Here is a 26,769-nt window from a genome sequence, read left to right as displayed (position 1 = left end):
CAGCAATCTGAGAAGCACCTAATTATTTGTCCTGTCCGTCCGTTTCTCTGGGTACATCTCCCGGCGCTCGACAGGCGCAAGGTGCACGCGTACAGCGCGCAACGTGCCACTGTCGAGCCCTGATTTCACGTACAGACTCTGGCAGGAACCTCCCATGACGGACGCCTTCGAATTCCCGGTTACGCTGGTCCAGGCACTGGCACAACGCGCTGCGCAAACCCCGCAGCGGGTGGCCTTGCGCTTTTTGGCCGACGATCCGCAAGAGGAGGCGGTGCTGACCTACCAGGACCTGGATTTGCGCGCACGAGCCATTGCCGCAGCACTGCAGGCGCGGACACATGTTGCCGATCGGGCAGTTTTGCTCTTCCCCAGTGGTCCGGATTACGTTGCGGCGTTCTTTGGCTGCCTGTACGCCGGGGTGATTGCCGTGCCGGCCTATCCGCCTGAGTCGTCCCGCCGTCATCATCAGGAGCGACTGCTGTCGATCATCGACGACGCCGAGCCGCGCCTGCTGCTGACCACCAGCGCCCTGCACGACAGCTTGCAGGCGTTGGACGTGCTGGCCGAGGACACCGCACCGCAGTTGCTGGCGGTTGACCAGCTTGGCGCAGAACTGGCGGATGCCTGGCAGGCACCGGCATTGCAGGCTGATGACATCGCCTTCTTGCAGTACACCTCCGGATCCACGGCGTTGCCTAAGGGAGTACAGGTCAGCCATGGCAACCTGGTGGCCAACGAGGTATTGATCCGCCACGGTTTCGGTATCGACCTCAACCCCGACGATGTGATCGTCAGTTGGTTGCCGCTGTACCACGACATGGGCCTGATCGGTGGGTTATTGCAACCCATTTTCAGCGGCGTGCCATGCGTGTTGATGGCCCCGGCCTATTTCCTGGCCCGGCCACAGCGCTGGTTGCAGGCGATCAGCGATCATGGCGGGACCATCAGTGGCGGCCCTGACTTCGCCTATCGGCTGTGTAGCGAGCGGGTCAGCAGTGCCGCCTTGGCGAACCTCGACTTGAGCCGCTGGCGTGTGGCCTATTCCGGGTCCGAGCCGATTCGTCAGGACAGCCTGCAGGCCTTTGCCGAGAAATTCGTTGATTGCGGTTTCAGCGCGCAGAGTTTCTTCGCCAGCTATGGCCTGGCCGAAGCGACCTTGTTTGTCAGTGGCAGTCACCGCGGCCAGGGCATTGCAGCCTTGACCCTCGATGCTGCAGCCCTGGCGCGCAACAGTGCCGAGCCAGGCGTTGACTCGGTGCAGATGAGCTGTGGGCGCAGTCAGCCCGAGCACGCTGTGCAGATTGTCGATCCGCAGCAGCTGAACGTCCTATCGGACAATCAGGTCGGCGAGATCTGGGCCTGTGGCCCGAGCATCGCCAAAGGCTACTGGCGCAACCCTGAAGCGACGGCGAAGACGTTTGTCGAACAGGGCGGGCAGACCTGGTTGCGTACCGGCGACCTGGGTTTCATGCGTGAGGGGGAGCTGTTTGTCACCGGTCGTCTCAAGGACATGCTGATCGTGCGCGGCCATAACCTCTACCCGCAGGACCTGGAAAAGACTCTGGAGCGAGAAGTCGAGGTGTTGCGCAAAGGCAGGGTGGCGGTGTTTGCGGTCGATGACCTGGGCGAAGAGGGCATCGGCATTGCCGTCGAAATCAGCCGCAACGTGCAGAAGATCATTACCCCGGCTAGCCTGATCAAGACCTTGCGTCAGGTGATCGCCGATGCCTGCCAGCAAGCGCCAGCGGTGGTCTTGTTGCTCAACCCGGGCGCACTGCCGAAAACCTCCAGTGGCAAGCTGCAGCGCTCGGCCTGTCGGCTGCGCTTGCACGATGGCAGCCTGGATTGCTATGCGCGTTTCCCTGATGCACAACCGAACTCACTGGTTGACGCCGGTGCTCAGGGCAACCCGTTGCACAGCCTGATTGCCCGTTTGTGGTGTGAGCAATTGGCGCTGGAGCAGGTGGCCGATGACGACCACTTCTTCCTGCTTGGAGGCAACTCCATTGCCGCCACCCAGCTCACTGCCCGCTTGGCCGATGAGCTGGGCCTGCAGTTGAGCGTACGGACTCTGTTCGAAGCCCCATCTCTGACCGATTTCTGCGTCGCAGTGGCCGCCGTGCAACAGCAAGGGGGGGCGGCCCACGGCGCAATCAAGTGCCTGAGTCGTGCCCAGGCGTTGCCGCAGTCGCCGGCGCAAAACCGGCTGTGGCTGCTTTGGCAACTGGAGCCGCACAGCGCCGCCTACAACATCCCCGGCGCGTTGCGCTTGCGTGGCGAACTGGATGAGCACGCTTTGCAGGCCAGCTTCCAGGCGCTGGTTGAGCGTCATGAATCGTTGCGCACGGTTTTTACCGACGTGGAGGGGCAGGCGCTGCAACAGGTTCTGCCCACGCTGGCGCTGACCATCCAGCACCTGCACCTGAGCGGGCTCGACAGCAATCAGGTGCTGGCCCGACGAGAAGCGGAAGCGCAGCAACCCTTCGACCTGCAAGCCGGTCCGTTGCTGCGGGTGACGCTGGTACGCCTGGACAGTGAGGAGCATCAGCTGTGGGTCACGCTGCACCACATCATCGCCGATGGCTGGTCAATGAACATCCTTATCGACGAGTTCTCGCGCCTATACGCCGCCCATTGCCAAAACCAGCAGGCTACTCTGCCGTCGTTGGCTCTGAACTATGCCGACTACGGTAGCTGGCAGCGGCAATGGTTGACTGAGGGCGAAGCGGCGCGGCAACTGAGCTACTGGAAAGCGCAACTGGGCGATGATCAGCCGGTACTCGACCTGGCCACCGATCACCCGCGTTCAAGTCAGCAGCGCAAGTCGGCTGAGCGTCTGAGCGTACGGGTGCCGACGGCGCTGGCCGAGGCACTGCGCAGCACCGCCGGCGAGCACCACAGCACACTGTTCATGATCTTGCTGGCCGGCTTTCAGAGCCTGCTGCATCGCTATAGCGGGCAGTCCGACATTCGTGTGGGTGTGCCGAATGCCAACCGCCCACGCCTGGAAACCCAGGGCGTGGTGGGTTTCTTCATCAATACCCAAGTCCTGCGCGCCCAGCTCGATTCGCGTCTGTCATTCGCCGACCTGCTGGCCCAGGTGCGCCAGACAACCCTGGAAGCTCAAGCTCATCAGGATTTGCCCTTCGAGCAATTGCTTGCTGCCTACCCTGAGGCTCGTGAGCAGGGCCTGTTCCAGGTGATGTTCAACCATCAGCAGCGTGATCTGGGAGCGTTACGACGCTTGCCCGGGCTGCTCGCCGATGAGCTGCCTTGGCACAGTCGTGAAGCTAAGTTCGATCTGCAATTGCACAGTGAGGAAGATCATCAGGGACGCCTGTTGCTGTCATTCGACTATGCCAGCGAATTATTCGACGCCAGCAGTGTGCAGCGTCTGGCGGCGCAGCTGCTGAGTGTGCTGGAGCAGGCCTGTGCAACGCCGAGCTTGACCATTGGCGATCTGCAGTTGCTCGATGCACAAGGCCGTGAGCAGTTGCTGCATTGGGGGCAGGCAGCTGCGCCCCAGGCTCAGCAATGGATCGTCGAGCAACTGAATGAGCAGGCCCGGCTGACCCCGCAGCGTACTGCGCTGGTGTGGGAGGGCGGTAGCCTCGACTATGCCAGCCTGCATCAACAAGCCAACCGCCTGGCCCATTACCTGCGTGACAAGGGCGTCGGTCCGGATGTGTGTGTGGCCATCGCCGCTGAACGTTCGCCGCAGTTGCTGATCGGTGTGCTGGCCATTCTCAAAGCCGGTGGTGCTTATGTGCCGCTGGATGTGGACTATCCAGCTGAACGCCTGGCCTACATGCTCGGTGACTGCGGCGCGAGCTTGCTGCTCAGCCATAGCGATGTGTTGCAACGGCTGCCACAAGTGCCCGGTGTCAGCGCCATCGCCATGGATCAGCTCAAGCTCGACAGCTGGCCGAGCCAGCCACCCGGCCTGCACCTGCACGGCGATAACCTCGCCTATGTGATCTACACCTCCGGTTCCACCGGTCAGCCCAAGGGCGTAGGCAATACGCACGCGGCCTTGGCCGAGCGCCTGCAGTGGATGCAGGAACATTACGCGCTGGATGAGCAGGATGTGCTGATGCAGAAGGCCCCGATCAGTTTCGACGTTTCTGTCTGGGAATGCTTCTGGCCACTGATCACAGGGTGCCGATTGGTGCTGGCAGGCGCCGGTGAGCACCGTGATCCGCAACGCATCGCTGCGTTGGTGCGCGAGCATGGCGTGACGACCTTGCACTTTGTGCCGGCGCTGTTGCAGGTATTTATCCAGGAACCACAGGCGGCCAGCTGCAACAGCCTGCGGCGCGTGTTCTCCGGCGGTGAGGCGCTGTCTGCCGCGCTGCGCGACCGGGTGTTGCACGTGTTGCCCCAGGTCGCGCTGCACAACCGCTATGGCCCGACCGAAGCGGCGATCAACGTCACCCACTGGCACTGCAGTGAAGCCGATGGTGCGCGCTCACCGATTGGTCGCCCCTTGGCCAACGTCGTGTGTCGCGTCCTTGATGAGGAACTGCAACTCAGTGCCGCGGGCGTTCCCGGCGAGCTGTATCTGGGCGGTGCCGGATTGGCGCGCGGTTACCTTGGCCGTCCAGGGTTGACCGCCGAACGTTTCGTCCCGCAGCCAGATGGCGATGGTCAGCGACTGTACCGCAGTGGTGACCGCGCCCGTTGGCAGGCCTGCGTGCAAGCGCTGGAATACCTCGGGCGTCTCGACCAGCAAGTGAAGTTGCGTGGCTTCCGGGTCGAGCCAGAAGAAGTCGAGGCTTGCCTATTACACCAGCCGGGCGTGGCGCAGGCGCTGGTGCTGATTCGCCAGACCGTCGCCGGTGCGCAATTGGTCGGCTATTACAGCGGTGTGGAAAACACCGCGGCACTGATGCAGGCATTGGCTGAGCAACTGCCAGCCTACATGGTGCCGGCGTTGTTGATGCACGTGGTGCAGATGCCCTTGGGCCCGAGTGGCAAGGTTGAGCGTAAAGCGCTGCCGGAGCCGGTATGGGCCAGCCGTGAGCACATCGAGCCGAGTACGACGCTGCAACAACAGATCGCCGCTATCTGGCGCGAGGTGTTGGGGCTGCAACAGGTCGGTCTGCAGGATGATTTCTTCACCCTAGGTGGTCATTCGTTGCTGGCGACCCAGATCATTTCCCGCACCCGTCAGGCCTGCAATGTCGAGTTGCCGCTGCGCGTGTTGTTTGATGCCAGTGAGCTGGGCGCTTTTGCCTCGGCGGTCGAGCGCATCCAACACAGTGGCGCGCACAATTTGCAGGGCGAGATTGCACGCATCGATCGTCGTCAGGCCGTGCCGTTGTCCTACTCCCAGCAGCGCATGTGGTTCCTCTGGCAGATGGAGCCGGACAGCCCGGCCTACAACGTCGGCGGCATGGCGCGGCTGCGCGGTGTGCTGGATGTCAGCCGTTTCGAACAAGCCCTGCAAGCGTTGATTGTGCGCCATGAGACCCTGCGCACAACGTTCCCGAGCATTGACGGCGTGCCGTACCAGTGTGTGCACAGTGACAGCAACCTGCACATGCACTGGCAAGACTTTTCTGCCGATAGTCCGGCCCAGCGCGAGCAGCGTCTGCAGGCCTTTGCCGATGAGCAGGCGCATCAACCGTTCGACCTGGAGCGCGGCCCGTTGTTGCGAGCCTGCCTGGTCAAGGCTGGCGAACAAGAGCACTACTTTGTCCTGACCCTGCACCACATCGTCACTGAAGGCTGGGCCATGGACATCTTTGCCCGTGAGCTGGGTGAGCTGTATGAAGCCTTTGTCGATGAACGTGAGTCGCCGCTGCTGCCGTTGCCGGTGCAGTACCTGGATTACAGTGTCTGGCAACGCCAGTGGCTGGAAGGTGGCGAAGGCCAGCGCCAGCTGGCGTACTGGAAAGCCAAACTCGGCGACCAGCATCCGGTGCTGGAACTGCCCGCTGACCGGCCACGGCCAGCGTTGCAGAGTCACCGAGGCGAACTCTATCGCTTTGACCTCTGCCCCCAGCTGGCGGCGCGGGTGCGTGCCTTTAATGCCGAGCGTGGCCTGACCCTGTTCATGACCATGACCGCGACCCTGGCGGTGCTGCTCTATCGCTACAGTGGGCAATCAGACCTGCGCGTCGGCGCACCGGTGGCCAACCGCATCCGACCGGAAAGCGAAGGGTTGATTGGGGCCTTCCTTAACACTCAGGTGCTGCGCTGCCAGCTTGACGGACAGATGCGCGTGGGCGAGCTGATCGATCAGGTCCGCCAGACCGTGATCGAGGGCCAGTCCCATCAGGACCTGCCGTTCGATCAACTGGTCGAAGCGCTGCAACCAGCGCGCAGCACTGCCTATAACCCATTGTTCCAGGTGATGTGCAACGTTCAGCGCTGGGCGTTCCAGCAGAGCCGGCAATTGGCGGGCATGCAAGTGGACTACCTGGTCAACGACGCCCGCGCAACCAAGTTCGACCTCAACCTGGAAGTCACCGACCTCGACAATCGCCTGGGCTGCTGCCTGACCTACAGCTGCGACCTGTTCGACGAGCCGCGCATCGCACAAATGGCCGCACACTGGCAGAACCTGCTGGCGGCGATGCTCGACAATCCCGCGCAGCGTCTGTGCCAATTGCCGATGCTGGCCACTGACGAACAACAGCAATTGCGGGACAGCCTTGAAGGCAACCTTGATGCAGACCTGGGCCAGACCATTGAAGGCTTGTTCAGTGCTCAAGCAGCGCGCCAGCCACAGGCCATGGCCTTGACCTTTGCCGGTGAGCACCTGAGCTATGCCGAGCTGGATGCGCGTGCCAACCAATTGGCGCGGGTGTTGCGCGAACGCGGCGTTGGCCCGCAGGTGCGGGTCGGTCTGGCGCTGGAACGCTCGCTGGAGATGGTCGTGGGCTTGCTGGCGATTCTCAAGGCCGGTGGCGCTTATGTGCCACTGGACCCGGAGTACCCGCTGGAACGCTTGCACTACATGATTGAGGACAGCGGCATCCGCTTGTTGCTCGGTCAGCGCAGCCTGTTCCAGGCGCTGGGTGAACTGCCGAATCACGTCGCCCGCTGGAGTCTGGAAGACGACGGCCCGGCAGTCGCTGCAGTCAGCGGCGAAGCACTGGTCACGCAAAGTTTGCCGGGCCACCAGGCCTACCTGATCTACACCTCCGGCTCCACCGGCAAGCCCAAGGGCGTGGTGGTCAGCCGTGGCGAGATCGCCATGCACTGCCAGGCGGTTATCGAACGTTTCGGCATGCGCAGCGATGACTGCGAGCTGCACTTTTATTCAATCAACTTTGACGCCGCTACCGAGCGTTTGCTAGTGCCGCTGCTGTGTGGCGCGCGGGTGGTATTGCGCGCCCAGGGGCAGTGGGACGCCGAGGAAATTTGCACGCTGATTCGCGAGCAGCAAGTCTCGGTTCTCGGCTTTACACCGAGTTATGGCAGTCAGTTGGCACAGTGGTTGGCCAGCCGCCAAGAGGCCCTGCCGGTGCGCCTGTGCATCACCGGTGGCGAGGCCTTGACCGCTGAGCACCTGCAGCGGATTCGCCAGGCGTTCGCACCCCAACAGTTCTTCAACGCCTACGGGCCGACCGAAACCGTCGTGATGCCGCTGGCGTGCCTGGCACCCGAGGAATTACCAGTCGGGGCCGGCAGCGTGCCGATCGGGAGTGTGGTGGGTGCCCGAGTGGCTTACATTCTCGACGCTGATCTGGCGTTGTTGCCCCTGGGCAGTATCGGCGAGCTGTATGTTGGCGGCGCCGGTCTGGCTCAGGGCTACCATGCGCGGCCAGGTCTCAGTGCCGAACGCTTTGTCGCTGACCCGTTCAGCGCTGATGGCGGGCGCTTGTACCGCACGGGTGATCGGGTACGCCAGCGTGCTGATGGGCTCGTGGAGTATGTAGGGCGTATCGATCATCAGGTGAAAATTCGCGGCTTCCGTATCGAGCTCGGCGAAATTGAAACGCGTCTGCTGGAGCATCCGGCGGTGAACGAGGCGGCGGTGCTGGCCCTGGACATGCCGGGTGGCACGCAACTGGTTGGCTACCTGGCCTGCGACCAGGCCCAAGCCGAGGCGGCAGAGCAGCTTGCCTTGCGTGACGCGCTCAAGGCCCAGCTTCGCCTGCATCTGCCCGATTACATGGTGCCGACGCACTTGGTATTGCTGACGCAAATGCCGCTGATGGGCAACGGCAAGCTTGACCGACGCGCGTTGCCAGCACCGGACCTGGAGCAAGGGCGTGAGCACTATGAAGCGCCACGCAACGCGCTCGAGCAGCAACTCGCCAACCTTTGGTGCGAGGTGTTGAATGTGCCACGGGTAGGCTTGCAGGATAACTTCTTCGAACTGGGCGGTGATTCGATCCTGTCAATCCAGGTGGTCAGTCGGGGGCGGCAGGCGGGGCTGCATTTCACCCCACGTGACCTATTCCAGCACCAGACTATCCAGACCTTGGCCACGGTGGTGCGCCGCAGCGATGACAGTCAGATCGACCAAGGCCCGTTGAGCGGGCGCGCGGCATTGACGCCGATACAGCACTGGTTCTTCGACAGCGATGTGCCGCAACCGCAGCACTGGAACCAGGCGCTGTTGTTGGCGCCAGTCGAGCGCCTGCTGGCCAAGACGCTGGAGCAGGCTCTGCAGCAACTGGTCGTGCAGCACGATGCGCTGCGTCTGCGCTTTAGCGCCCAGGGTGGCCAGTGGCAGGGTGATTATGTCGAGGCTGAAAACCGTGAATTGCTCTGGCAGGTATCGGTCAGCAGCTTTGCCGATTGCCAGGCCCTTTACAGTGACGTGCAACGCAGTCTCGACCTGCACGAGGGGCCGCTGCTGCGCGCCCTGCTGGTCGAGAACAGCCATGGCCAGCAGCGCCTGCTGTTGGCAATCCATCACCTGGTGGTCGACGGTGTGTCGTGGCGAGTCCTGCTCGAAGACCTGCAGGCGCTTTACCGTGGCCAGGCGCTGGGCGCGAAAACCCGGGCCATGAGCGATTGGGCCGCACGGCTGCTGACCTATGCCAGCAGTGATTCGCTGCGTGACGAACAGCACTGGTGGCAGACCCAGTTGAGCGCCGCTCACCGAGAGCTGCCGTGCGATCACCCACAGGGGGCAAACCTGCACAAGCAGGCGCAGACCCTCAGCGTGCGCCTGGACTCGAACCAGACCCGACAATTGCTCAAGGAGGCGCCAGCGGCCTATCACACCCAGGTCAATGACCTGCTGTTGACCGCCCTGGCGCGTGTCTTGTGCCGCTGGAGTGGCGACAGTTCGGTGCGGGTGCAATTGGAAGGCCATGGTCGGGAAAACCTGTTCGACGACATGGACCTGACCCGCAGTGTCGGTTGGTTCACCAGTGCCTACCCGCTAAGCCTGAGCCCAGCACTGGGTGACGGTGCCCCAGGACAGGCGGCGTCGATCAAGGCGATCAAGGAGCAACTGCGCCAGGTGCCCCATAAAGGCTTGGGTTACGGTGTCTTGCGCTACCTGGCGGACACCGCTGTGCGCGAAGCCATGGCCGCCTTGCCGCAGGCGCGGATCACCTTCAACTACCTTGGCCAGTTCGACCAGCAGTTCCAGGCCGATGCGCTGTTCCAGCCGGTGGATGAGCCCGCTGGGATGGCCCATGACCTGGAGGCGCCGCTGCCTAACTGGTTGAGTGTCGATGGCCAGGTGTATGCCGGTGAGCTGCAACTGCGCTGGACCTTTAGCCGTGAACGGTACGATGAACACACCATTGAGCGACTGGCTCAGGCCTACAAAACAGAGTTGCTGGGCCTGATTGAGCACTGCCTGAGCCCAGGCAACGGCAGCTTCACGCCGTCGGACTTCCCTCTGGCGCAACTGACTCAGGAACAGATCGACAGCTTGCCGGTACCCGCCGCGCAGATCGACGACGTCTATCCCCTGACGCCGATGCAAGAAGGGCTGTTGCTGCATACCTTGCTCGAACCCGGTACCGGTATCTACTACATGCAGGACCGCTATCGGATCAACAGTGCCCTCGACCCGCAACGCTTCGCCCAGGCTTGGCAGGCGGTGGTCGCACGCCATGAGGCGCTGCGCGCATCATTCAGCTGGAACGCTGGCGAAGCCATGCTGCAGATCATCCATAAACCGGGCAACACCACGCTCGACTATCTGGACTGGAGCGATCTTGCCGAGGACGAGCAAGAATCGCGCTTGCAGGCGCTGCACAAGCAGGAGCGCGAAGCTGGCTTCGATCTGCTGCAGCAGGCGCCGTTCCATTTGCGCCTGATCCAAGTCGGTGCCGAACGCTACTGGTTCATGATGAGCAACCATCACATCCTGATCGATGCCTGGTGCCGCTCGTTGCTGATGAACGATTTCTTCGAGTTGTACCTGGCCCTGGGCGAAGGTCGCGAGGCGCAGTTGCCGGTACCGCCGCGCTACCGCGACTACATCAGCTGGCTGCAGCACCAGGACCTGGACGAGGCGCGTCAGTGGTGGCGCGACAACCTGCAAGGCTTTGAACGCAGCACTGCGGTGCCGAGCGACCGGCCGTTGCTGCGTGACCATGGTGCCGAGAACGCCGGAATGGTTGTCGGCGACTGTTACACCCGCCTGGACGTTGCCGATAGTGCTCGCCTGCGTGAATTGGCCCAGGCTCATCAGTTGACCCTCAATACATTCGCCCAGGCAGCCTGGGCCCTGGTGTTGAGCCGCTACAGCGGCGAACGTGATGTGCTGTTCGGGGTGACAGTGGCCGGCCGGCCGGTGAGCTTGCCACAGATGCAGCGTACGGTCGGGCTGTTCATCAACAGTATTGCCCTGCGAGTGAAACTGCCGGCTGCCGGTGAGCGTTGTAGCGTCCAGCAATGGCTAAAAGGCTTGTTCGAACGCAACATGGAGCTGCGTGAGTACGAGTACCTGCCATTGGTGAGCATTCAAGAGTGCAGTGAGCTGCCCAAGGGCCAGCCATTGTTCGACAGCCTGTTCGTGTTCGAGAACGCACCGGTGGAGGTCGCGGTACTGGATCGGGCGCAAAGCCTGAATGCCAGCTCCGACTCCGGCCGTACCCACACCAACTTCCCCCTGACTGCGGTTTGCTATCCGGGCGATGACCTTGGGCTGCACCTGTCGTTCGACCAACGCTATTTCGACACCTCGACGGTCGAGCGCCTGTTGGCCGAATTCAAGCGCCTGCTGCTGGCTTTGGCCGATGGCTTCCTGGGCGACATGAGCGCGCTGCCACTGCTGGGTGAAACGGAGCGTCGCTTCCTGCTTGAAGACTGCAATCGCAGTGAACGAGCGTACAGCCTGGACCAGAGTTATATCGCCCAGTTTGAAGCACGCGTTGCAGCCCATCCGCAGCGCACGGTTGCACGCTGCCTCGAACAGTCGATCAGCTACGCCGAACTCAACCGCCAGGCTAACCGCCTCGGTCATGCGTTGGTCGCCGCCGGAGTGACGGTGGATCAGCCAGTGGCGCTGCTGGCCGAGCGGGATCTGCCCTTGCTGGGCATGATTGTTGGCAGCTTCAAAGCGGGTGCGGGTTACTTGCCTCTCGATCCAGGCCTGCCGACAGCGCGTCTGCAACGCATCGTCGAGCTCAGTCATACGCCAGTGCTGGTCTGCAGCCAGGCTTGCGCCGAGCAGGGGCGTGCACTGCTGGATGAGCTGTCCTGCGCAGGGCGGCCGAAACTGCTGATCTGGGAGCAGCTACAGGGCGCCGAACTGCCAGAGGCCAATCCGGGCCTCTACAGTGCCCCGGACAACCTCGCCTATGTGATCTACACCTCCGGCTCGACCGGCTTGCCCAAGGGGGTGATGGTCGAGCAGCGCGGCATGCTCAATAACCAGTTGAGTAAAGTGCCGTACCTGCAATTGAGCGATCAGGATGTGATTGCCCAAACCGCCTCGCAAAGCTTCGATATCTCGGTTTGGCAATTCCTCGCCGCGCCTTTGTTCGGTGCCCAGGTGGCGATCGTGCCCAATGCCATTGCCCATGATCCGCAGGGGCTGCTCGAACACGTCCAGGCCAGCGGCATCACCGTGCTGGAGAGCGTACCATCGCTGATCCAGGGCATGCTTGCCAACGACCATCAGCCGTTGGACGGCCTGCGCTGGATGCTGCCGACCGGTGAGGCGATGCCGCCTGAGCTGGCCTCGCAGTGGCTGCAGCGCTATCCGCAGATCGGCCTGATCAATGCCTACGGACCGGCGGAATGTTCTGATGACGTGGCCTTCTTCCGCGTCGATGCAGCTTCCACCGGTGGTAGCTACTTGCCGATTGGTACGCCGACTGACAACAACCGGCTGTACCTGTTGGACGATGATCAAGCGCTGGTGCCACTGGGCGCTGTCGGTGAACTCTGCGTTGCCGGTATCGGTGTCGGTCGCGGTTATGTCAGCGATCCAGTGCGCACCGCTCAGGCATTTATCCCGCATCCGTTTGGGGCGCCGGGAGAGCGGCTGTACCGTACCGGTGACCTGGCGCGGCGACGCCTTGATGGCGTGCTCGAATATGTCGGACGCATTGACCACCAGGTGAAGATCCGTGGTTATCGCATCGAGTTGGGTGAAATCGAGGCGCGCTTGCATGAACAGACCGAAGTTCGCGACGCGGCAGTCGGGGTCCAGGAAGGCGCCAACGGCAAGCATCTGGTTGGCTATCTGGTAGCCCGAGACGTTGCAGCGGATACGACCTTACTCCTCGAGCAGATCAAGCTTCGCTTGCGCGCGGAGCTGCCTGAGTACATGGTCCCGCTGCATTGGGCCTGGCTCACGCAACTGCCACTCAATGCCAACGGCAAGCTTGACCGCAAGGTGCTGCCGGCCGTTGACTTTGGCGCTCAGCACAGCCAGGACTACCTGGCCCCGCGTGGCGAACTGGAACAGACCCTGGCAGCCATCTGGGCCGAGGTGCTCAAGGTCGAGCAGGTCGGGGTGCGTGACAACTTCTTTGAGTTGGGCGGGCATTCCCTGCTGGCCACCCAGATCGCTTCACGGGTGCAGAAGGCGCTGCAGTTGAACGTGCCATTGCGGGCGATGTTCGAGTGCAGCACCGTCGAAGCACTCGCAACCTATGTGGAAGGCCTTAAGGCCAGTGAGTTGAGTGACGATAAGGTCGATCGTCTCAGTGACCTGATGGCCGAGCTGGAAGCGTTGTAAGGTGCGGGGCAGCAGCGATCCCCTGCGGTAGAGGGGACGCTGCAGATGCCTTTAACGCTTGCCCAGAATCTTGCCCAGCGTGTCTGGTCGAGGCGCGCCTTGTTGGGTTTGCAGTTGCTGGTTTTCATCCAGGTAGAAGATGGCCGGGGTCGCTGACAAACCCAACTCCTCCATCATCGCCAGGTTGCTATCGAGCTTGGCTTGAACGGCTGCGGGGATCTTCTCCAGTGCCTTGAGGCTGCTGGCCTTGCCGGCCTTCTCGTGTTTTTGCAGGGCCTGGACCGGGTCATTGCTGGCCAGCAGCGCTGCCGATTTGCCCGGGCTGTCTTCACGAATGATACCCACCATGATGTGACGCAACTGCACCTTGCCCGACTCAACCCAGGGCCGTGCCTGTTGCCAGAACATGTTGCAGTACGGGCAGTTGGGGTCACTGAACAGGTAGACAATACGCGGCGCATCGGCCTTGCCGTCGGCGATCCAGGCGGTTTTCTCCATCTTCGCCCAGACTTCTTTGGCCATCGGCGCATAGACCAGTTTTTCCAGTGGCGCTTCGCTCAGGTCCTTGCCTTGTTCGTCGAACAGGCTGCCAACCAGTACATGTTTACCATCAGGCGTCAGGTACAACGCCATCCCCCGGTTCTGGTATTCGGCTGCGTAACCACGCAGGCCGTTGGGGGCATCAAAGCTGCCTTTGACCTTCACGCCCTTGGCTTCCATTTGCTGCACTGCTTTGGGCAGCGTTTCGGCCATGGCGGCCTGGCTGGCCAGCAGGCCGATGGTGAGGGTCAGGGGCAGTTTCAGCAAAGCGTGCATGTGTCGTTCCTTGAAGTGTTGGTGACGGCAGGCGCAGGTGTGCGTTCGAAGGATTCCAGGGCGTGGCTCAGGCTTGCCCGCGACAGTTCACCCAAATGACTGCCGATCAGGCGGCCGTCGGCGTTGTAGAACAGGGTGGTGGGCAGGGCCATGGAGCCGACGCGCTGTGCCAGTTGGCCACCGCCGTCAAACAGCACGTGGGACAGATTTAGTCCGGTGGTGGCGAGAAAGGTACTGACTGTCTGCGGGGTTTCCCCCTGGTTGACGAACAGGAAAGTGATGTCTGGGTGGTCGTGCTGTGCTTGTTGCAGCACCGGCATTTCCCGGCGGCACGGCGGGCACCAGGTGGCCCAGAGGTTGATTACCAGTGGTCGGCCGCGGTAGGTGCTCAGTTGCACGGCTTGGCCTTTGGCGTTGTTCAGACTCATCTCAGGCAACTGTGTACCTTGTTCGTACAGGTGACTGGCCAGGCTGCCGAGCAGCCAGAACAGGGCGCCGCTAAACAGGCCCCAGCCAAGTGGTCGGCGCAGTGTCGGTCGGCGCCAGCCACGCCACAACCCACCGACAGCAACCACCAGCAGCCCCGGCCAGAGCAGGAAGCCGCCATCGCGCAGGTCGATGATCTGTACGGGATCATCGCGGTACATCGGCCAGTAGCTCAGGACAAACCCCAACCGTGCACCGAGCAGGCCAAGCAGGAACAGGCTGAAGAGCACTGATTCAGGGTTGTCGCCGCCACGCTTGGCCACCCGCCAGCCCACCAGGGTGGCCAGGGTCAGGGCGCAAAGCAGCAACAGATGATCAACGGCCATGGTCAACGGCCCGAGGTTAACGGTCATCATCAGCCTTGACTCCGGGTCTGGGCCCATTGTTCGAGGAAGTTCTTCGCATCGATTTCACCGGTGATACGTCGACTGCGGCGCTCGCTACCCTCTGGTCCGATCCAGATCACGCTGGGTGGGCCGGGCACCTGGTAGCGTTGTAGCAGCTCGCGGCTCGAAGGCGCATCGGCGGTGACATCCAGGCGCAGCAAGCGTACGCCGTCGAGTGCTGCTAACACATCAGACCGAGCAAATACCTGCTTCTCCATGACTTTGCACGACACACACCAGTCGGCATAGTAGTCGAGCATCACCCACTGGCCCTGGGCCTTGGCGGTATCCAGCTCGCGTTGCAGTTCGGCTGGCTGGCTGACGGTGATGAAGGCATCGCTGTGAACCGTGCTGGCGACTGCGCCGCTGCCTGCACGAAAGGGCTGCAGCGGCTGCCAAGGGTCATCGCCACCGGCGGCAGCGCCGATGACCAGCAGGCTACCCCAGAACCCCAGTAGCAGCGGGACCGCGCGGATCGCCCGCAGCCCGTGCAGTGCTGGCCAGGCAGCCCAGGCCAGGGCAATCAGCCAGGCGCCGGCAAGACCCAGCCACAGTGACTGTTCCAGCACAGTACGCAGGGTATACAGGGCCATGGCCAGGAACACGAAGCCGAACAGGCCCTTGACCATATTCATCCAGGCGCCGGGGCGCGGCAGGTAGCGGTTGCCGAGGGTAACCAGCAGCAGCAACGGCAAGCCCATGCCGATGCCTAGGGTAAACAGCACCAGGGCGCCGTGCACGGCATTGCCACTCTGGGCGATATACAGCAGGGCGCCAGCCAGCGGTGCGGTCATGCACGGCCCCATCAACAGGCCGGAGAGGGCGCCGAGCAACGCCGCGCCATACAAGTTGCCGCCACGGGTGTCATGCCCCGCGCGCTCCAGTCGATCGCGTACAAAGGCTGGCAGTTGCAGCTCGAAGGCACCAAACATTGGCAGGGCCAGCACCACAAACAATGCAGCCAAGGAGCCCAGTATCCACGGTTGTTGCAACCAGGCCTGCAGACTGGCGCCCAACAGTGCGGCGATTACCCCGAGGGCGGCATAGACCAGGGCCATGCTCAGCACGTAAACACTGGCCAATGCCCAGCCGCGGCGGGCACTGACGCCGTTACCAAGGACTAGCCCGGCAAGAATCGGCAGCATTGGCAAAGAACACGGGGTGAAGGCCAGCAGCAGGCCCAGACCCAGGAACGCCAGCAGGCTCCAGGCCAGGCTCGACTGCTGTAGGCCGCCGGCCAGGGCCTGGTCGCTAGCCTGATCGCTGCCTTGCACGTCGACGCTGGTGGTGCTCAAGCTGACCAAATTGGTCTGCGGCGGATAGCACAGGCCGGCATCGGCACAACCTTGCCAGCCCATACGTAATTGGCCTGTGGCGCTGGCGGGGAGGAGCAGTTCAAGCTCGCCGCGATACACCAGGGTTTGGCCGTAGTACTCATCCTCATGGGGTAGTGCCTCAGGCAGGACTGGCTGCAGTTCAACGGGCAGGCCGTCGAACTTCAGACGCTTCTGATACAGGTAGTAGCCATCGGTAATTTTCCAGTGCAGGCGCATCTGTCCGGAATCCAGCCGCTCACTGCTGAACACGAAGGCCTTGTCCACCGGTAGAAAATCACTTTGGGCAAAGGGGTTGGCCTGGACCAGGCTGCTGAACAGCAGCATCAGGGCAATGAATAAAGTGCGCATCTTCAAACCTTGGCAGTGCGATAAGTGACTGATCCTGGCCGAGTGCGATTAACCGAGTGTTAACCCCAAGCAGTCGATTGTCGCCCCAAGCGCGACGATGCGGCCTTGACCCGGCATAATCCTGACTTAATCCGCCTGCGCTTCACTGCCACTTTCAGCATTGAGAACGACCATGCACGTATTGCTCTGCGAGGATGACGACCTGATTGCCAGCGGCATCGCCGCCGGGCTGACCGCCCAGGGCATGACCGTGGACCGAGTGGCCACGGCAGCGTCGGCCCAAGCCATGCTCCAGGCCGCCACCTTCGATGTCATGGTGCTGGACCTGGGCTTGCCTGATGAAGACGGGCTCAAGTTGCTGCAGCGCTTGCGCCAGCAAGGCCAGAACCTCCCAGTACTGGTACTCACAGCTCGTGATGCTGTCACGGATCGGGTCGACGGCCTGCAGGCCGGTGCTGACGATTACCTGCTCAAGCCTTTCGACCTGCGCGAGTTGGCCGCGCGTTTGCACACCCTGTTGCGCCGCGCAGCGGGTCGGGCCGTCAATATCATTGAGCACGGCCCACTCAGCTATGACCCTAGTAGCCGCGAAACTTGCCTAGGCGGAGTTCCGGTCGACCTGTCACGGCGCGAGCAGGCACTGCTGCAGGCTCTGCTGCAAAACCGTGGCCGGGTGTTGTCCAGTGAGCAACTCAAAGACAGTGTTTACGGTTTTGGTGATGAAGTAGAGAGCAATGCTTTGAACGTGCACATCCATCACCTGCGTCGCAAACTGGGTAATGGCATTGTCGAAACCGTGCGCGGCCTGGGTTATCGCCTGGGGCCTGCAGAGTTGCCTGAGGTCTCGCCGCCATGAGCCTGCGCCTGCGCCTGACCCTGATCCTGGGTACTGTCTTTGTGCTGATCTGGATGCTTGCAGCGGCCTGGATGCTGCGGGACCTGCGTTATCAGATGATGTTTTCCCTGGATCAGCGGTTGGTGGCTTCGGCGCGCATGGTGGCCGGGTTGATTGATCAGTTGCCACAACCGCTGGTGGCCAAGGGCGAAGGCACAAAGCTCAGTGCCGACCAGCTCAGCGTACCGGATGGCATGGCCTGTCAGGTCAGTTCGTTACGCGGCGAGATCATTGCCCGCAACCATAATCAGGAACACAAGATCGACGACGACCGCAGCGGCTTTCGTGACCAGACCATTGAGGGCGCGCGTTGGCGAACTTTTACCTATTACCGCGGTGATGTGCGCATTACTACGGCAGACCGTCACCAGGAGCGCGAGGCGCTGAACCGTTCGATTCTACTGGCGGCCTCGGCACCCGTGTTGATGGCCTTGCTCGGCAGTTTAGGGTTGCTGTGGATCGGCATTGGCAAAGGTCTGGCCCCACTCAATCGTATGCGCGATGCCTTGCGTCGACGTAGCCCGGATGCCCTTGAGCCATTGCAGGTGCGTGCTTTGCCCAGCGAATTGCAGCCGCTGCTCGATACCCAGAACCAGCTGTTCTTGCGTATTGCCCAGACCATCGAGCGTGAGCGACGCCTGACCGACGATGCTGCCCATGAGCTGCGTACGCCGCTGACGGCGATCAAGACCCACCTACAGGTGGCCCGTATGACCGAGGGCGAGGTCCGTGAGCAAGCCCTGGAACACGCTGAGCAGGGTGCCGACCGCTTGCACCGAACGCTTGAGCAACTGCTGCTGTTGGCACGGGTCGAGGGCAGTCTGTCGTTTGAGGACGGTGTGCAGTGCAGCGCCGAGCAGGTCGCGCGCCAGGCAATTCAGGACACTGGTCTGGGTGATTCGCAACGTATCGATCTGCATCTGGCGCCGGACGCCGCGCAGGCCTATCTGGGCATGCCTTCGCCATTGGCGGTCACCGCCTTGCGCAACCTGCTCGACAACGCTTTGCGTCATACCCGTGGCACGGCGCCGGTGGAGCTGGCGGTGCAGATGGAGAAGGGGCAGGTGGCCTTTTTGGTGCGTGATCACGGTCCGGGTATTGCCGATCAAGACCTTGAACGCCTCACCGAACGATTCTGGCGCAATGACCAGAGCGGGGGATGTGGGTTGGGCCTGGCCATTGTCCAAGCCATCGTCCAGCGCTGTGCAGGCTCGCTGCGCTTTGACAGCCGTAGTGACGGCTTGCGGGTGCAGTTGCAGATTCCTCTGCGCGCAGCGTCGCCCCAGCCTGGTTAAATATGGGAAAAATCTTGTTTGGCATCGGATTCGGCTAAATCCACGAGACGCTGAAGCGTTTTTCAAGCGATAACAACCCGACACACATCTGCTTACAGGCGCGTGCCGGGCAAATCCGCTTGCTTGCGAGGGTTTTCTCCGATGTCAGTCGCTATCAGCCTTGCCCAACCGTTGCCGGTGTCCGCAGACGTGGACACTGGCGAAGTGCTTTATCACTTCGACGAGTCGCCCTTGCTGGCCCGTCAAAAGCAGCAGGAGTCCAACGCCCGCAGTTACCCACGACGTATTCCGTTGGCATTGAAAAAAGCCCGTGGTCTGTATGTTGAAGATGTCGAAGGGCGTCAGTTCATCGATTGCCTGGCCGGCGCCGGCACCCTGGCGCTGGGGCACAACCATCCGGTGGTGATCGCGGCGATTCAGCAGGTCCTGGCCGATGAGCTGCCGCTGCACACCCTCGACCTGACCACCCCGGTCAAGGACCAGTTCGTTCAGGACCTGTTCGGCCTGTTGCCACAAGCCTTGCGCGATGAGGCGAAGATTCAGTTCTGCGGACCGACCGGCACCGATGCCGTGGAGGCGGCACTGAAATTGGTACGCACCGCCACCGGACGCACCACGGTACTGTCGTTTCAGGGCGCTTATCACGGGATGTCCCAAGGTGCGCTGAGCCTGATGGGTAGTCTGGGGCCGAAAAAGCCGTTGGCGGGCCTGTTGAGCAATGGCGTGCAGTTTCTGCCGTATCCCTATGACTACCGTTGCCCGTTTGGTCTGGGGGGGGAGGCGGGCGTCAAGGTTAACCTGCACTACCTGGAGAACCTGCTCAACGACCCGGAAGGCGGTGTGCAATTACCGGCGGCGGTGATCGTCGAGGCGGTGCAAGGAGAGGGTGGGGTGATTCCAGCTGATCTGGAATGGCTGCGTGGTGTGCGGCGTATTACCGAAAAGGCCGGTGTGGCCTTGATCGTCGATGAAATCCAGAGTGGCTTTGCCCGTACGGGCAAAATGTTTGCGTTTGAGCATGCCGGTATCGTCCCTGACGTGGTGGTGATGTCCAAAGCCATCGGTGGCAGTCTGCCGCTGGCGGTGGTGGTCTATCGTCAGTGGCTCGATACCTGGCAGCCGGGCGCCCATGCCGGGACGTTCCGCGGCAACCAGATGGCCATGGCTGCAGGTTCTGCGGTGATGAAGTACATCAAAGACCACGACCTGTGCGCTCATGCCCAGGCCATGGGCGAGCGCCTGAGCGGGCACCTGCGCCGTCTGCAGCAGGATTTTCCACAGTTGGGTGATATTCGTGGCCGTGGTCTGATGCTTGGCGTTGAGTTGGTTGATCCGGTCAGTGCCAAAGACATCCAGGGTCATCCGGCTGCCTGTCCACAGCTGGCACCGTTGGTTCAGCGCGAGTGCCTCAAGCGTGGGCTTATTCTGGAGCTGGGTGGTCGTCAGGGGGCGGTCGTGCGCTTTCTGCCTCCGTTGGTGATCACGGCCGAACAGGTGGATGAGGTCGCTGCACGCTTTGGCCGGGCGCTGACGGCGGCGGTGACCAGCCTCGGTATGTAGCCGCTGCCAATCGCAGTCTGCTGGCAGCCGCTACAACCGTCTAGGTAAAAGCGTTGCGTTCACATGGATAGTCAACGCATTTTCAGCCTTAAATTTCCCCCTCCAGCATACGTCCTAGCTGGGATAAAGCCTGCTTTATGGCGGACACGGGTAGGACAATGACGATATCGCGGCGAGGATTCATAGCAGGTCTGGCAGTAGCCGGTGCCACGGTGCCAGCAGTCTATTACGCGCACAAAGAGCTGACCCATGACCCCGAGGACGATATCGTCACCCCCGGGGAAGCCAGTGTCGAACTGGCCGACGTCGCCGGCCAGCAACTGGCGGATCAACTACGTGGCGTCTGGGATCTGCGCTTTGAGGGCAGTCAGGCTGGAATTACCGGATTACCCTTACACGGTGTACAGCTCTATCTGGATGTCGCGACCAAAGGGCGTGGATTGCGTGGATTCGTCGACCAACAAAGCCGTCTCGAAGGCCCAGGCTCCGTGGCTTACCGGGTCGTGGGAGACTTGGTGGGGGCATCCAGCGCCCAAGTGCGTTGGCGTTTGTTGAGTAATCAGGGGGACGTGGATTACGAGTGCATCGCCAGCCTGGATGAAGTCTGGGGCAATTTTGCCAATGCCGGCAGCGGGACCTTGAGCGGTCGCCTGCAGCCGCTGGATCGGTCAATGGCCTTGCCACTGCTCGACAGTCACTTTGTCGCAGTCAAGCGCCTGTTTCCTGAAGCCCGCGAGCGTTTGCCCTATACCCCGGAGCTGGAGGCCTGGCTGACCAGCCCTGAACACCGTTTGTTTCACCAGCTCTGGCATGCCACCCGGGACAAGTGGGATCGCTTACCTGAGGAAAAGAAAGGGGCCTTGCGTGGCTTGGGCTGGCAGCCTGGACCTCGCGATCACGAGCGCGACGCCCGGGGACCCCGCAAGCATCGCAATGGCTCGGGCATCGACTTTCTGTTCATGCACCGGCATATGCTTGAGACGGTGCGCACCCTGCAGGACCTGCCGTCCTGGACCCACTTCCCATTGCCCAAGCCAAACGTCGAGCAGGACCGCCAAGGCTTTGCCCGCTACTTCGACAACCACGATGGCTACTGCGTGCCACCGACCTGGCAAGCCCCTGGCGACGACGCCTATGGTGTGTGGGTGTCGGCGATCAAGGCGGGCGAAACGTTCTGCAGTAATTTTCAGGTTTGGGAGTCGCAGTATCAGGATCCGTTGTACCTGTCGAAACTGACCTTGGGTGCGTTCGGCTCTGAGCTGGAGATGAACCTGCACGACTGGTTGCACATGTGCTGGGCCTCGGTACCCCGGGATCCTGTCAATGGTGCACCGGTACCCTTTGCCCGCGATCCGGCCGATTTCGCCGCGCGTTGGTTCAGTGCCGAAAACGACTTTCTTGGCGACCCGTTTTCCTCCCATGTGAACCCAGTTTTCTGGGGCTTTCATGGCTGGATCGACGACCGTGTCGAAGATTGGTACCGCGCCCATGAACGGCACAACCCCGGTCAGGTACGCAGGCTTGAAGTCAATGGGGTGAACTGGTTTGCCCCAGGGCGTTGGGTTGAAGTCGAGGACCCGTGGCTGGGCCCGGTGACCCATGGTTGCAGCAGCGTGCCCGGGACCTTCCCTGGCAAGTCGGTGGAGATGGACGTGGAAACCATGAAACTGGCGCTGCGCATTACTTTCGGTGAAGACGATAAGATCGGCGACCTGGTGCGTCGGGTGCCGCAACGGCCCTGGTATGCACGGCACCTGTCATTGCGGGGGATTACCCTGTAGCCGCTGCGCTACAGGCGCCAACCACCCCCCAGCGCCTTGTACAACGCCACACTGCCTTGCAGGCGCGCCAGGCGCAGTTGAGCCTGTTGATCCTGTGCCTGGTACAGCGTGCGCTGCGTCTCTAGCACCGTCAGCAAGGTTTCGGCGCCAGCCCGGTAGCGATTCTCCGATAAGGTAAAGGCAATTTGCGCCTGTTCCACTTCCTGGTCTTGCCATTGCCGCTGCTGGTCCACGCCGCTGATGCCGTTGAGGGCTTTCTCGACGTCGGCAAAGCCAGCGATGATGCTGGCGCGATAGCTCTCCAGCAATTCTTCCTGCTGAGCGCGGGCTTTGTCCCGTTCGGCACGCAAGCGTCCGTTGTTGAAGATCGGTGCAGCCAGGCCCGCCGTCAGGGTATAGAAGGGGCTACGCAGGATGTCGGCGAAGGTGTCATCCCCAGAGCCGAGGTTAGCACCCAAGGTCAGGCTCGGCAGCATCGCCGCGCGCGCCACCTGGACGTTGGCCTGGGCGGCGGCCAGGCGCGCCTCGGCCGCTGCGATGTCTGGACGGCGGCTAAGCAGTTCGCTCGGTACGCCACTGCCGATTTCCGGCCAACGCACAGTGTCGATGCTTTCCTGGATCGGTGTTAGTTCCTGCACCGGCTCACCGAGCAAGGTCGCCAGGGTGATGCGGGCTTCCTGCAGTTGTTGTTGGAACAATGGCACCTGGCGCGCTTGACCGGCGACCAGGCTGCGTTGCTGGGCCAGCTCCAGTGCGGTGGCGGAGCCTGAATCGTAGCGGGTTTGCACTAGCCGCAGGACGTCATGGGCATTGGCCAGGTTGAGCTCGGCAATGCGCACCTGTTCAGCCAGCGCCAGGCTTTGCAGGTAACTGTTGGCGACGCCGCTGAGCAGGGTCAGCTCGACCGTCTGACGGTCGTAACGGCTGGCGTCCAGGGCAAATAGGGCGCTGTCATGGGCAGCGGCCTTGCCGCCCCAGAAGTCGATCTCGTAGCTGGCGCTCAGGCGAGTGTTGAATGAGGTGCTGGTACGCTCGCTGTTGCTGGTGTCGAGTTGGTCGAATCCCTTGCCGTGCAGCAGGTGCTGGCGACTGCCATCCAGGTCAAATTTGACTTCCGGCAGCAACGGCGCACCAGCGATCACCGCCGAGGCCTGGGCCTGGCGGATCCGGGCGGCGGCTGCGGCGAGGTCGAAGTTGTTGCGTCGCGCTTGCTCGATCAGCTGGTTGAGCGGGGCGCTGGAAAATTGCTGCCACCAGTCCTGTTGCAGCAGGGGCTGATCAGGCCTGGCGGTTTGGCCTTGCCATGCTGCAGGTGCTTGCAGGCCACTTTGCGGGGGCGTGGGGCTATTGCTGCAGGCCGCGATGAACAGGCAGATGGGCAACACACTGAAACGGCTGGGCAGGTTCATTGATTATTCGCTGGTAAGGGCTTTGACCGGGTCGAGGCGGGCGGCTTTGCGCGCTGGCATGAAGCCGAACACCACCCCAGTGACCACTGCACAGGCAAAGGCGCCGAGCACGGCCGCCAGGGAAAAGGCTACGGCGATGTTGCCAAGCAGCAGGCCACCGCCAATCAGTAAGGCCAAGGCAATACCGGTAACACCACCGACTATCGACAGCAGCACCGCCTCGCTGAGGAACTGACGCAAGATGTCGCGCTGACGGGCGCCGGTGGCCATGCGAATACCGATCTCGCGGGTGCGTTCGCGGACGGTCATCAGCATGATGTTCATCACCCCGATACCGCCGACCAGTAGCGAAATCGCCGCGATCGCGCCGAGCATCAGTGACAGTGTGTTCTGGGTGCGTGCCTCGGCCTGGATCAGCGCCGCGTCGTTGCTCAGTTCATAATCGTGTTTGCCGTGGTGCAATTTGCGCATCAGTTTGTCAATGGCTGCTTCGGTTTCACCGACCCGTCGCGAGTCGGCCGCAGCGATGGTCACATACTCCGGATTGCGACTGCCGAACAGGCGGATAGCGGCCGCGGAGTAGGGCACCACGATGCGTTCGTCACTGTCCTGATCGCCGGAGCTGGCGCCTTTGCCTTGCAGAATGCCAACCACCTGGAAGGGCACGTTCTCCACGAGGATGTACTGGCCAATCGGGTTGAGCTGATTGCCGAGGAGCTTATCCTTGACCTTCTGGCCGATCACCGCGACGGCAGCGGCGGCCTGCTCGTCCGCTTCGGTGAAGAAACTACCTTCAACCACGGGCCAGTTGAATATCTCAGAGAAGTAGGTGTTGTTGCCGCCGACATAGAACTGCTGGTTATTGTTGCCATAGCGCACCATCAGCTTGTTGCCGATCACCGGCATGATCATTTTCACTTGTGGCAGGCTGCCCACCGCGGCGACATCGTCCAGGGTGATGACCCCGGCCGGTTCACGCAGGGTGGGTGCGCTGCCGCTGAGGTAAAGAATGTTGGAGCCGAAGGCCGCCATCTGGGCCATGACCTGACGCTTGCTGCCTTCGCCAACGGCCAGCATGACCACCACCGAGGCCACGCCGATGACAATGCCGAGCAAGGTCAGGGCGGTGCGAAAGCGGTTGATCCACATGATTCGCCACGCCGCTTGCAGGGCTTCGAGCAGTTCGCCTTTCCACGCGCCGGTGTAGGTCGCGCCGCGGTCCAGGCGCTGACGCAGGTCTTCAGCCTGCAAGGCAGGAGCGTCGGTGTGCTGGCTGGGTTGTTCGTTGCCCGAGTCGCTAAGTATCAAACCGTCGCGAATTTCGATGATGCGCTTGGCCCGTGCGGCAACCTCGCGGTCATGCGTAATGAGGATCACCACATGGCCCTGATTGGCCAACTCATCAAGCAAGGCCATGACTTCAGCGCCACTTTGGCTGTCCAGGGCGCCAGTGGGCTCGTCGGCGAGGATGATATGGCCACCGTTCATCAGCGCGCGGGCAATTGACACCCGCTGTTGTTGGCCTCCGGAGAGTTGATGCGGACGGTTGCCAGTCCGGCTGGCAAGCCCCAGGCGCTCAAGCAGGGCCGCAGCCCGTGCATGACGCTCGGCTGCTGGGGTGCCGGCGTAGATCGCTGGCATCTCGACGTTTTCCTGGGCTGAGCCCGAGGCAATCAGGTGATAGCCTTGGAATACGAACCCGAAGGCTTCGCGACGCAGCCAAGCCAGCTCGTCGCTGTCCAGGTCGGCGACGTTTTTGCCAGCGAACAGGTATTCACCTGAGGTTGGGCGGTCCAGGCAGCCAAGAATGTTCATCAGGGTCGACTTGCCAGAGCCGGAGGCACCCATGATGGCAACGAACTCCCCTGGGTGGATGGCCAGGCTGATGCCGCGCACCACTTCAACGGTTGGGGTGTCGATCCCGCCATAGGCCTTGCGGATGTCACGCAGTTCGATCAGCGGCGTACTCATTCAACCTCCGCTGGCAGCAGGTGCGCCGATCAACAACCGTTCGCCTTCATTCAAACCTTCGAGAACTTGCACTCGCAGGCGGTCGCTGAGTCCGGTACGCACTTGGCGTTGTTCAATCTTGCCGTTGGCGTCGAGGACCTGAGCGATGCGCATGCGCTCGTCACTGCCATCGTCGTCCAGCGCTGCCACTGGCACCGTCAGCACGTTGCTGGCACGGCCGGAGACGAAGAACACCTGAGTGGTCATTTCCGCCATTAAGGCGTTATCGGGGTTGTCGACATCCAGCAGTACCGTGTACAGCACCACTTTGCCGCCGCTGCCAGTGCCGCTGGCGCTGGCTGGGCTGCCGCCGCCCTGAGTGGACTGGTCCAGGGGCTTGGGGGGTATCGGCAATATCTGTCGTACCGTACTGGTCCAGCGGCGCTTGCCGCCGGCCAGGGTGGTAAAGTAGGCCGACATGCCCGGTTTGACATGGCCGATGTCGGCTTCGGAAACTTCGGCCCAGACGGTCATCGGTGACAGTTTGGCAATACGCAGGATCAACGGTGTTTGCTGTTGCGCGTTAAGGGTCTGGCCTTCGCGGGCATCAACCGCGACCACGGTGCCAGACATTGGCGCATAGATGCGTGTGTAGCCCAACTCGGCCTCGTCACTGCGCAGGCTGGCTTGAGCCTGGCGAATCTGCGCGCGGAACATATCGATGCGCGCCTGGGTGACCTTGAGCTGGGCCTGAGCGTTTTGCACATCTTCCTCACGGGTGGCACCGCCAGCTGCCAGGTTGCGTTGGCGCTTGTACTGTTGTTCGGCGAGTAGGTATTGGGCTTGCTGTTCCGCGAGCTGGGCCTTGAGGTTATCGATCGAGAAGCGCCCGGCGTCGAGCTTGGCCTGTTGGGTTGAAGGGTCGATCTCGACCAGCAATTGGCCGACCTTGACCTGATCGCCGACTTCCACATGCAGTTTGCGTATCTGCCCGGAAGCCTGAGCGCCGACATCCACGTAACGTCGAGGTTGCAGGGTGCCCAGCGCGGTCACGCTGCTTTCGATATCGTAGCGCGTGACGCTGACAGTGCTCAGCGGGTCGCCAGCGGCGGGCAGAGTTTTCCAGGCGAGCAGGGCACTCAGGCTGAGCAAGCCGAGCCCACAGAGCAGCAGGCGGCGTTGGTTCGAAGGACGTCTCATGCAGGGTTCCAGCCAATAGGGTTGGGCCGTGGCGTCACGCTGTCGGCATACACGACAGACACGGAAGGCATCCTGTAAACGAGAGACTCGCGGCAGAATTTACCGCTATGGAGAGGTTCGGAAGAAGATCAGGTTGAGGCGGGTATTGGCCTGATGGCTTGATCTGATTACCAATAGTCGAACTTTCTG

At 62.0% G+C, this 26,769-nt stretch carries 11 protein-coding genes; 5 read left to right on the top strand and 6 right to left on the bottom strand.

Annotation, left to right across the window (positions count from 1 at the left end; all coding sequences use genetic code 11):
• Nucleotides 1-154 precede the first annotated feature (154 nt).
• Nucleotides 155-13,117: a non-ribosomal peptide synthetase gene (locus CX511_RS18075; RefSeq protein ID WP_101293155.1), complete on the top strand. Its 12,963-nt coding sequence runs from the start codon at nt 155-157 to the stop codon at nt 13,115-13,117.
• Nucleotides 13,118-13,168: 51 nt separating this feature from the next.
• Here CX511_RS18075 and dsbG read toward each other — a convergent pair whose 3' ends face one another.
• Genes dsbG through dsbD form a run of 3 tightly spaced genes read right to left on the bottom strand, consistent with a single transcriptional unit; the run spans nt 13,169 to nt 16,490 of the window.
• The gene (dsbG, locus tag CX511_RS18070; RefSeq protein ID WP_045188831.1) at nt 13,169-13,933 is read right to left on the bottom strand and encodes a thiol:disulfide interchange protein DsbG; all 765 of its coding nucleotides are present in this window, start codon (nt 13,931-13,933) and stop codon (nt 13,169-13,171) included.
• Nucleotides 13,918-14,775, bottom strand: a complete 858-nt coding sequence (locus CX511_RS18065; protein ID WP_045188829.1) for a TlpA disulfide reductase family protein — start codon at nt 14,773-14,775, stop codon at nt 13,918-13,920. The genes dsbG and CX511_RS18065 overlap by 16 nt, the downstream gene beginning before the upstream one ends.
• A complete protein-coding gene (gene dsbD, locus CX511_RS18060) occupies nt 14,775-16,490 on the bottom strand; it encodes a protein-disulfide reductase DsbD (protein ID WP_101293154.1) in 1,716 nt (571 codons plus the stop codon). The genes CX511_RS18065 and dsbD overlap by 1 nt, the downstream gene beginning before the upstream one ends.
• 172 nt (nt 16,491-16,662) lie before the next feature.
• Between dsbD and CX511_RS18055 the strand changes: the two genes are divergently transcribed.
• The 4 genes from CX511_RS18055 (at nt 16,663) to pvdP (ending at nt 22,021) form a co-directional block, all read left to right on the top strand.
• A complete protein-coding gene (locus tag CX511_RS18055; protein ID WP_045188824.1) occupies nt 16,663-17,346 on the top strand; it encodes a response regulator in 684 nt (227 codons plus the stop codon).
• The gene (locus CX511_RS18050; protein ID WP_045188822.1) at nt 17,343-18,680 is read left to right on the top strand and encodes an ATP-binding protein; all 1,338 of its coding nucleotides are present in this window, start codon (nt 17,343-17,345) and stop codon (nt 18,678-18,680) included. The genes CX511_RS18055 and CX511_RS18050 overlap by 4 nt, the downstream gene beginning before the upstream one ends.
• Before the next feature lie 141 nt (nt 18,681-18,821).
• Nucleotides 18,822-20,240: an aspartate aminotransferase family protein gene (locus tag CX511_RS18045; RefSeq protein WP_045188819.1), complete on the top strand. Its 1,419-nt coding sequence runs from the start codon at nt 18,822-18,824 to the stop codon at nt 20,238-20,240.
• A 158-nt stretch (nt 20,241-20,398) separates the two neighbouring features.
• A complete protein-coding gene (gene pvdP, locus CX511_RS18040; protein ID WP_101293153.1) occupies nt 20,399-22,021 on the top strand; it encodes a pyoverdine maturation tyrosinase PvdP in 1,623 nt (540 codons plus the stop codon).
• 8 nt (nt 22,022-22,029) lie between these two features.
• On the opposite strand, the gene CX511_RS18035 is transcribed toward pvdP, so the two are convergent.
• From CX511_RS18035 to CX511_RS18025, 3 genes are read right to left on the bottom strand one after another with little or no spacing between them, the layout of a single operon-like run.
• The gene (locus CX511_RS18035; protein WP_101293152.1) at nt 22,030-23,430 is read right to left on the bottom strand and encodes an efflux transporter outer membrane subunit; all 1,401 of its coding nucleotides are present in this window, start codon (nt 23,428-23,430) and stop codon (nt 22,030-22,032) included.
• Nucleotides 23,431-23,433: 3 nt separating this feature from the next.
• A complete protein-coding gene (locus CX511_RS18030) occupies nt 23,434-25,401 on the bottom strand; it encodes a MacB family efflux pump subunit (protein WP_101293151.1) in 1,968 nt (655 codons plus the stop codon).
• Nucleotides 25,402-26,580 (bottom strand): efflux RND transporter periplasmic adaptor subunit, encoded by a 1,179-nt coding sequence (locus CX511_RS18025; protein WP_045188809.1) that lies wholly within the window; start codon nt 26,578-26,580, stop codon nt 25,402-25,404.
• Nucleotides 26,581-26,769: the final 189 nt, after the last annotated feature.

It is taken from the genome of Pseudomonas sp. S06B 330, assembly GCF_002845275.2.
Lineage (GTDB): Bacteria > Pseudomonadota > Gammaproteobacteria > Pseudomonadales > Pseudomonadaceae > Aquipseudomonas.
The sequence above is the reverse complement of the archived record's forward strand: the minus strand, read 5'-3'. Positions and strand labels throughout refer to the sequence as shown.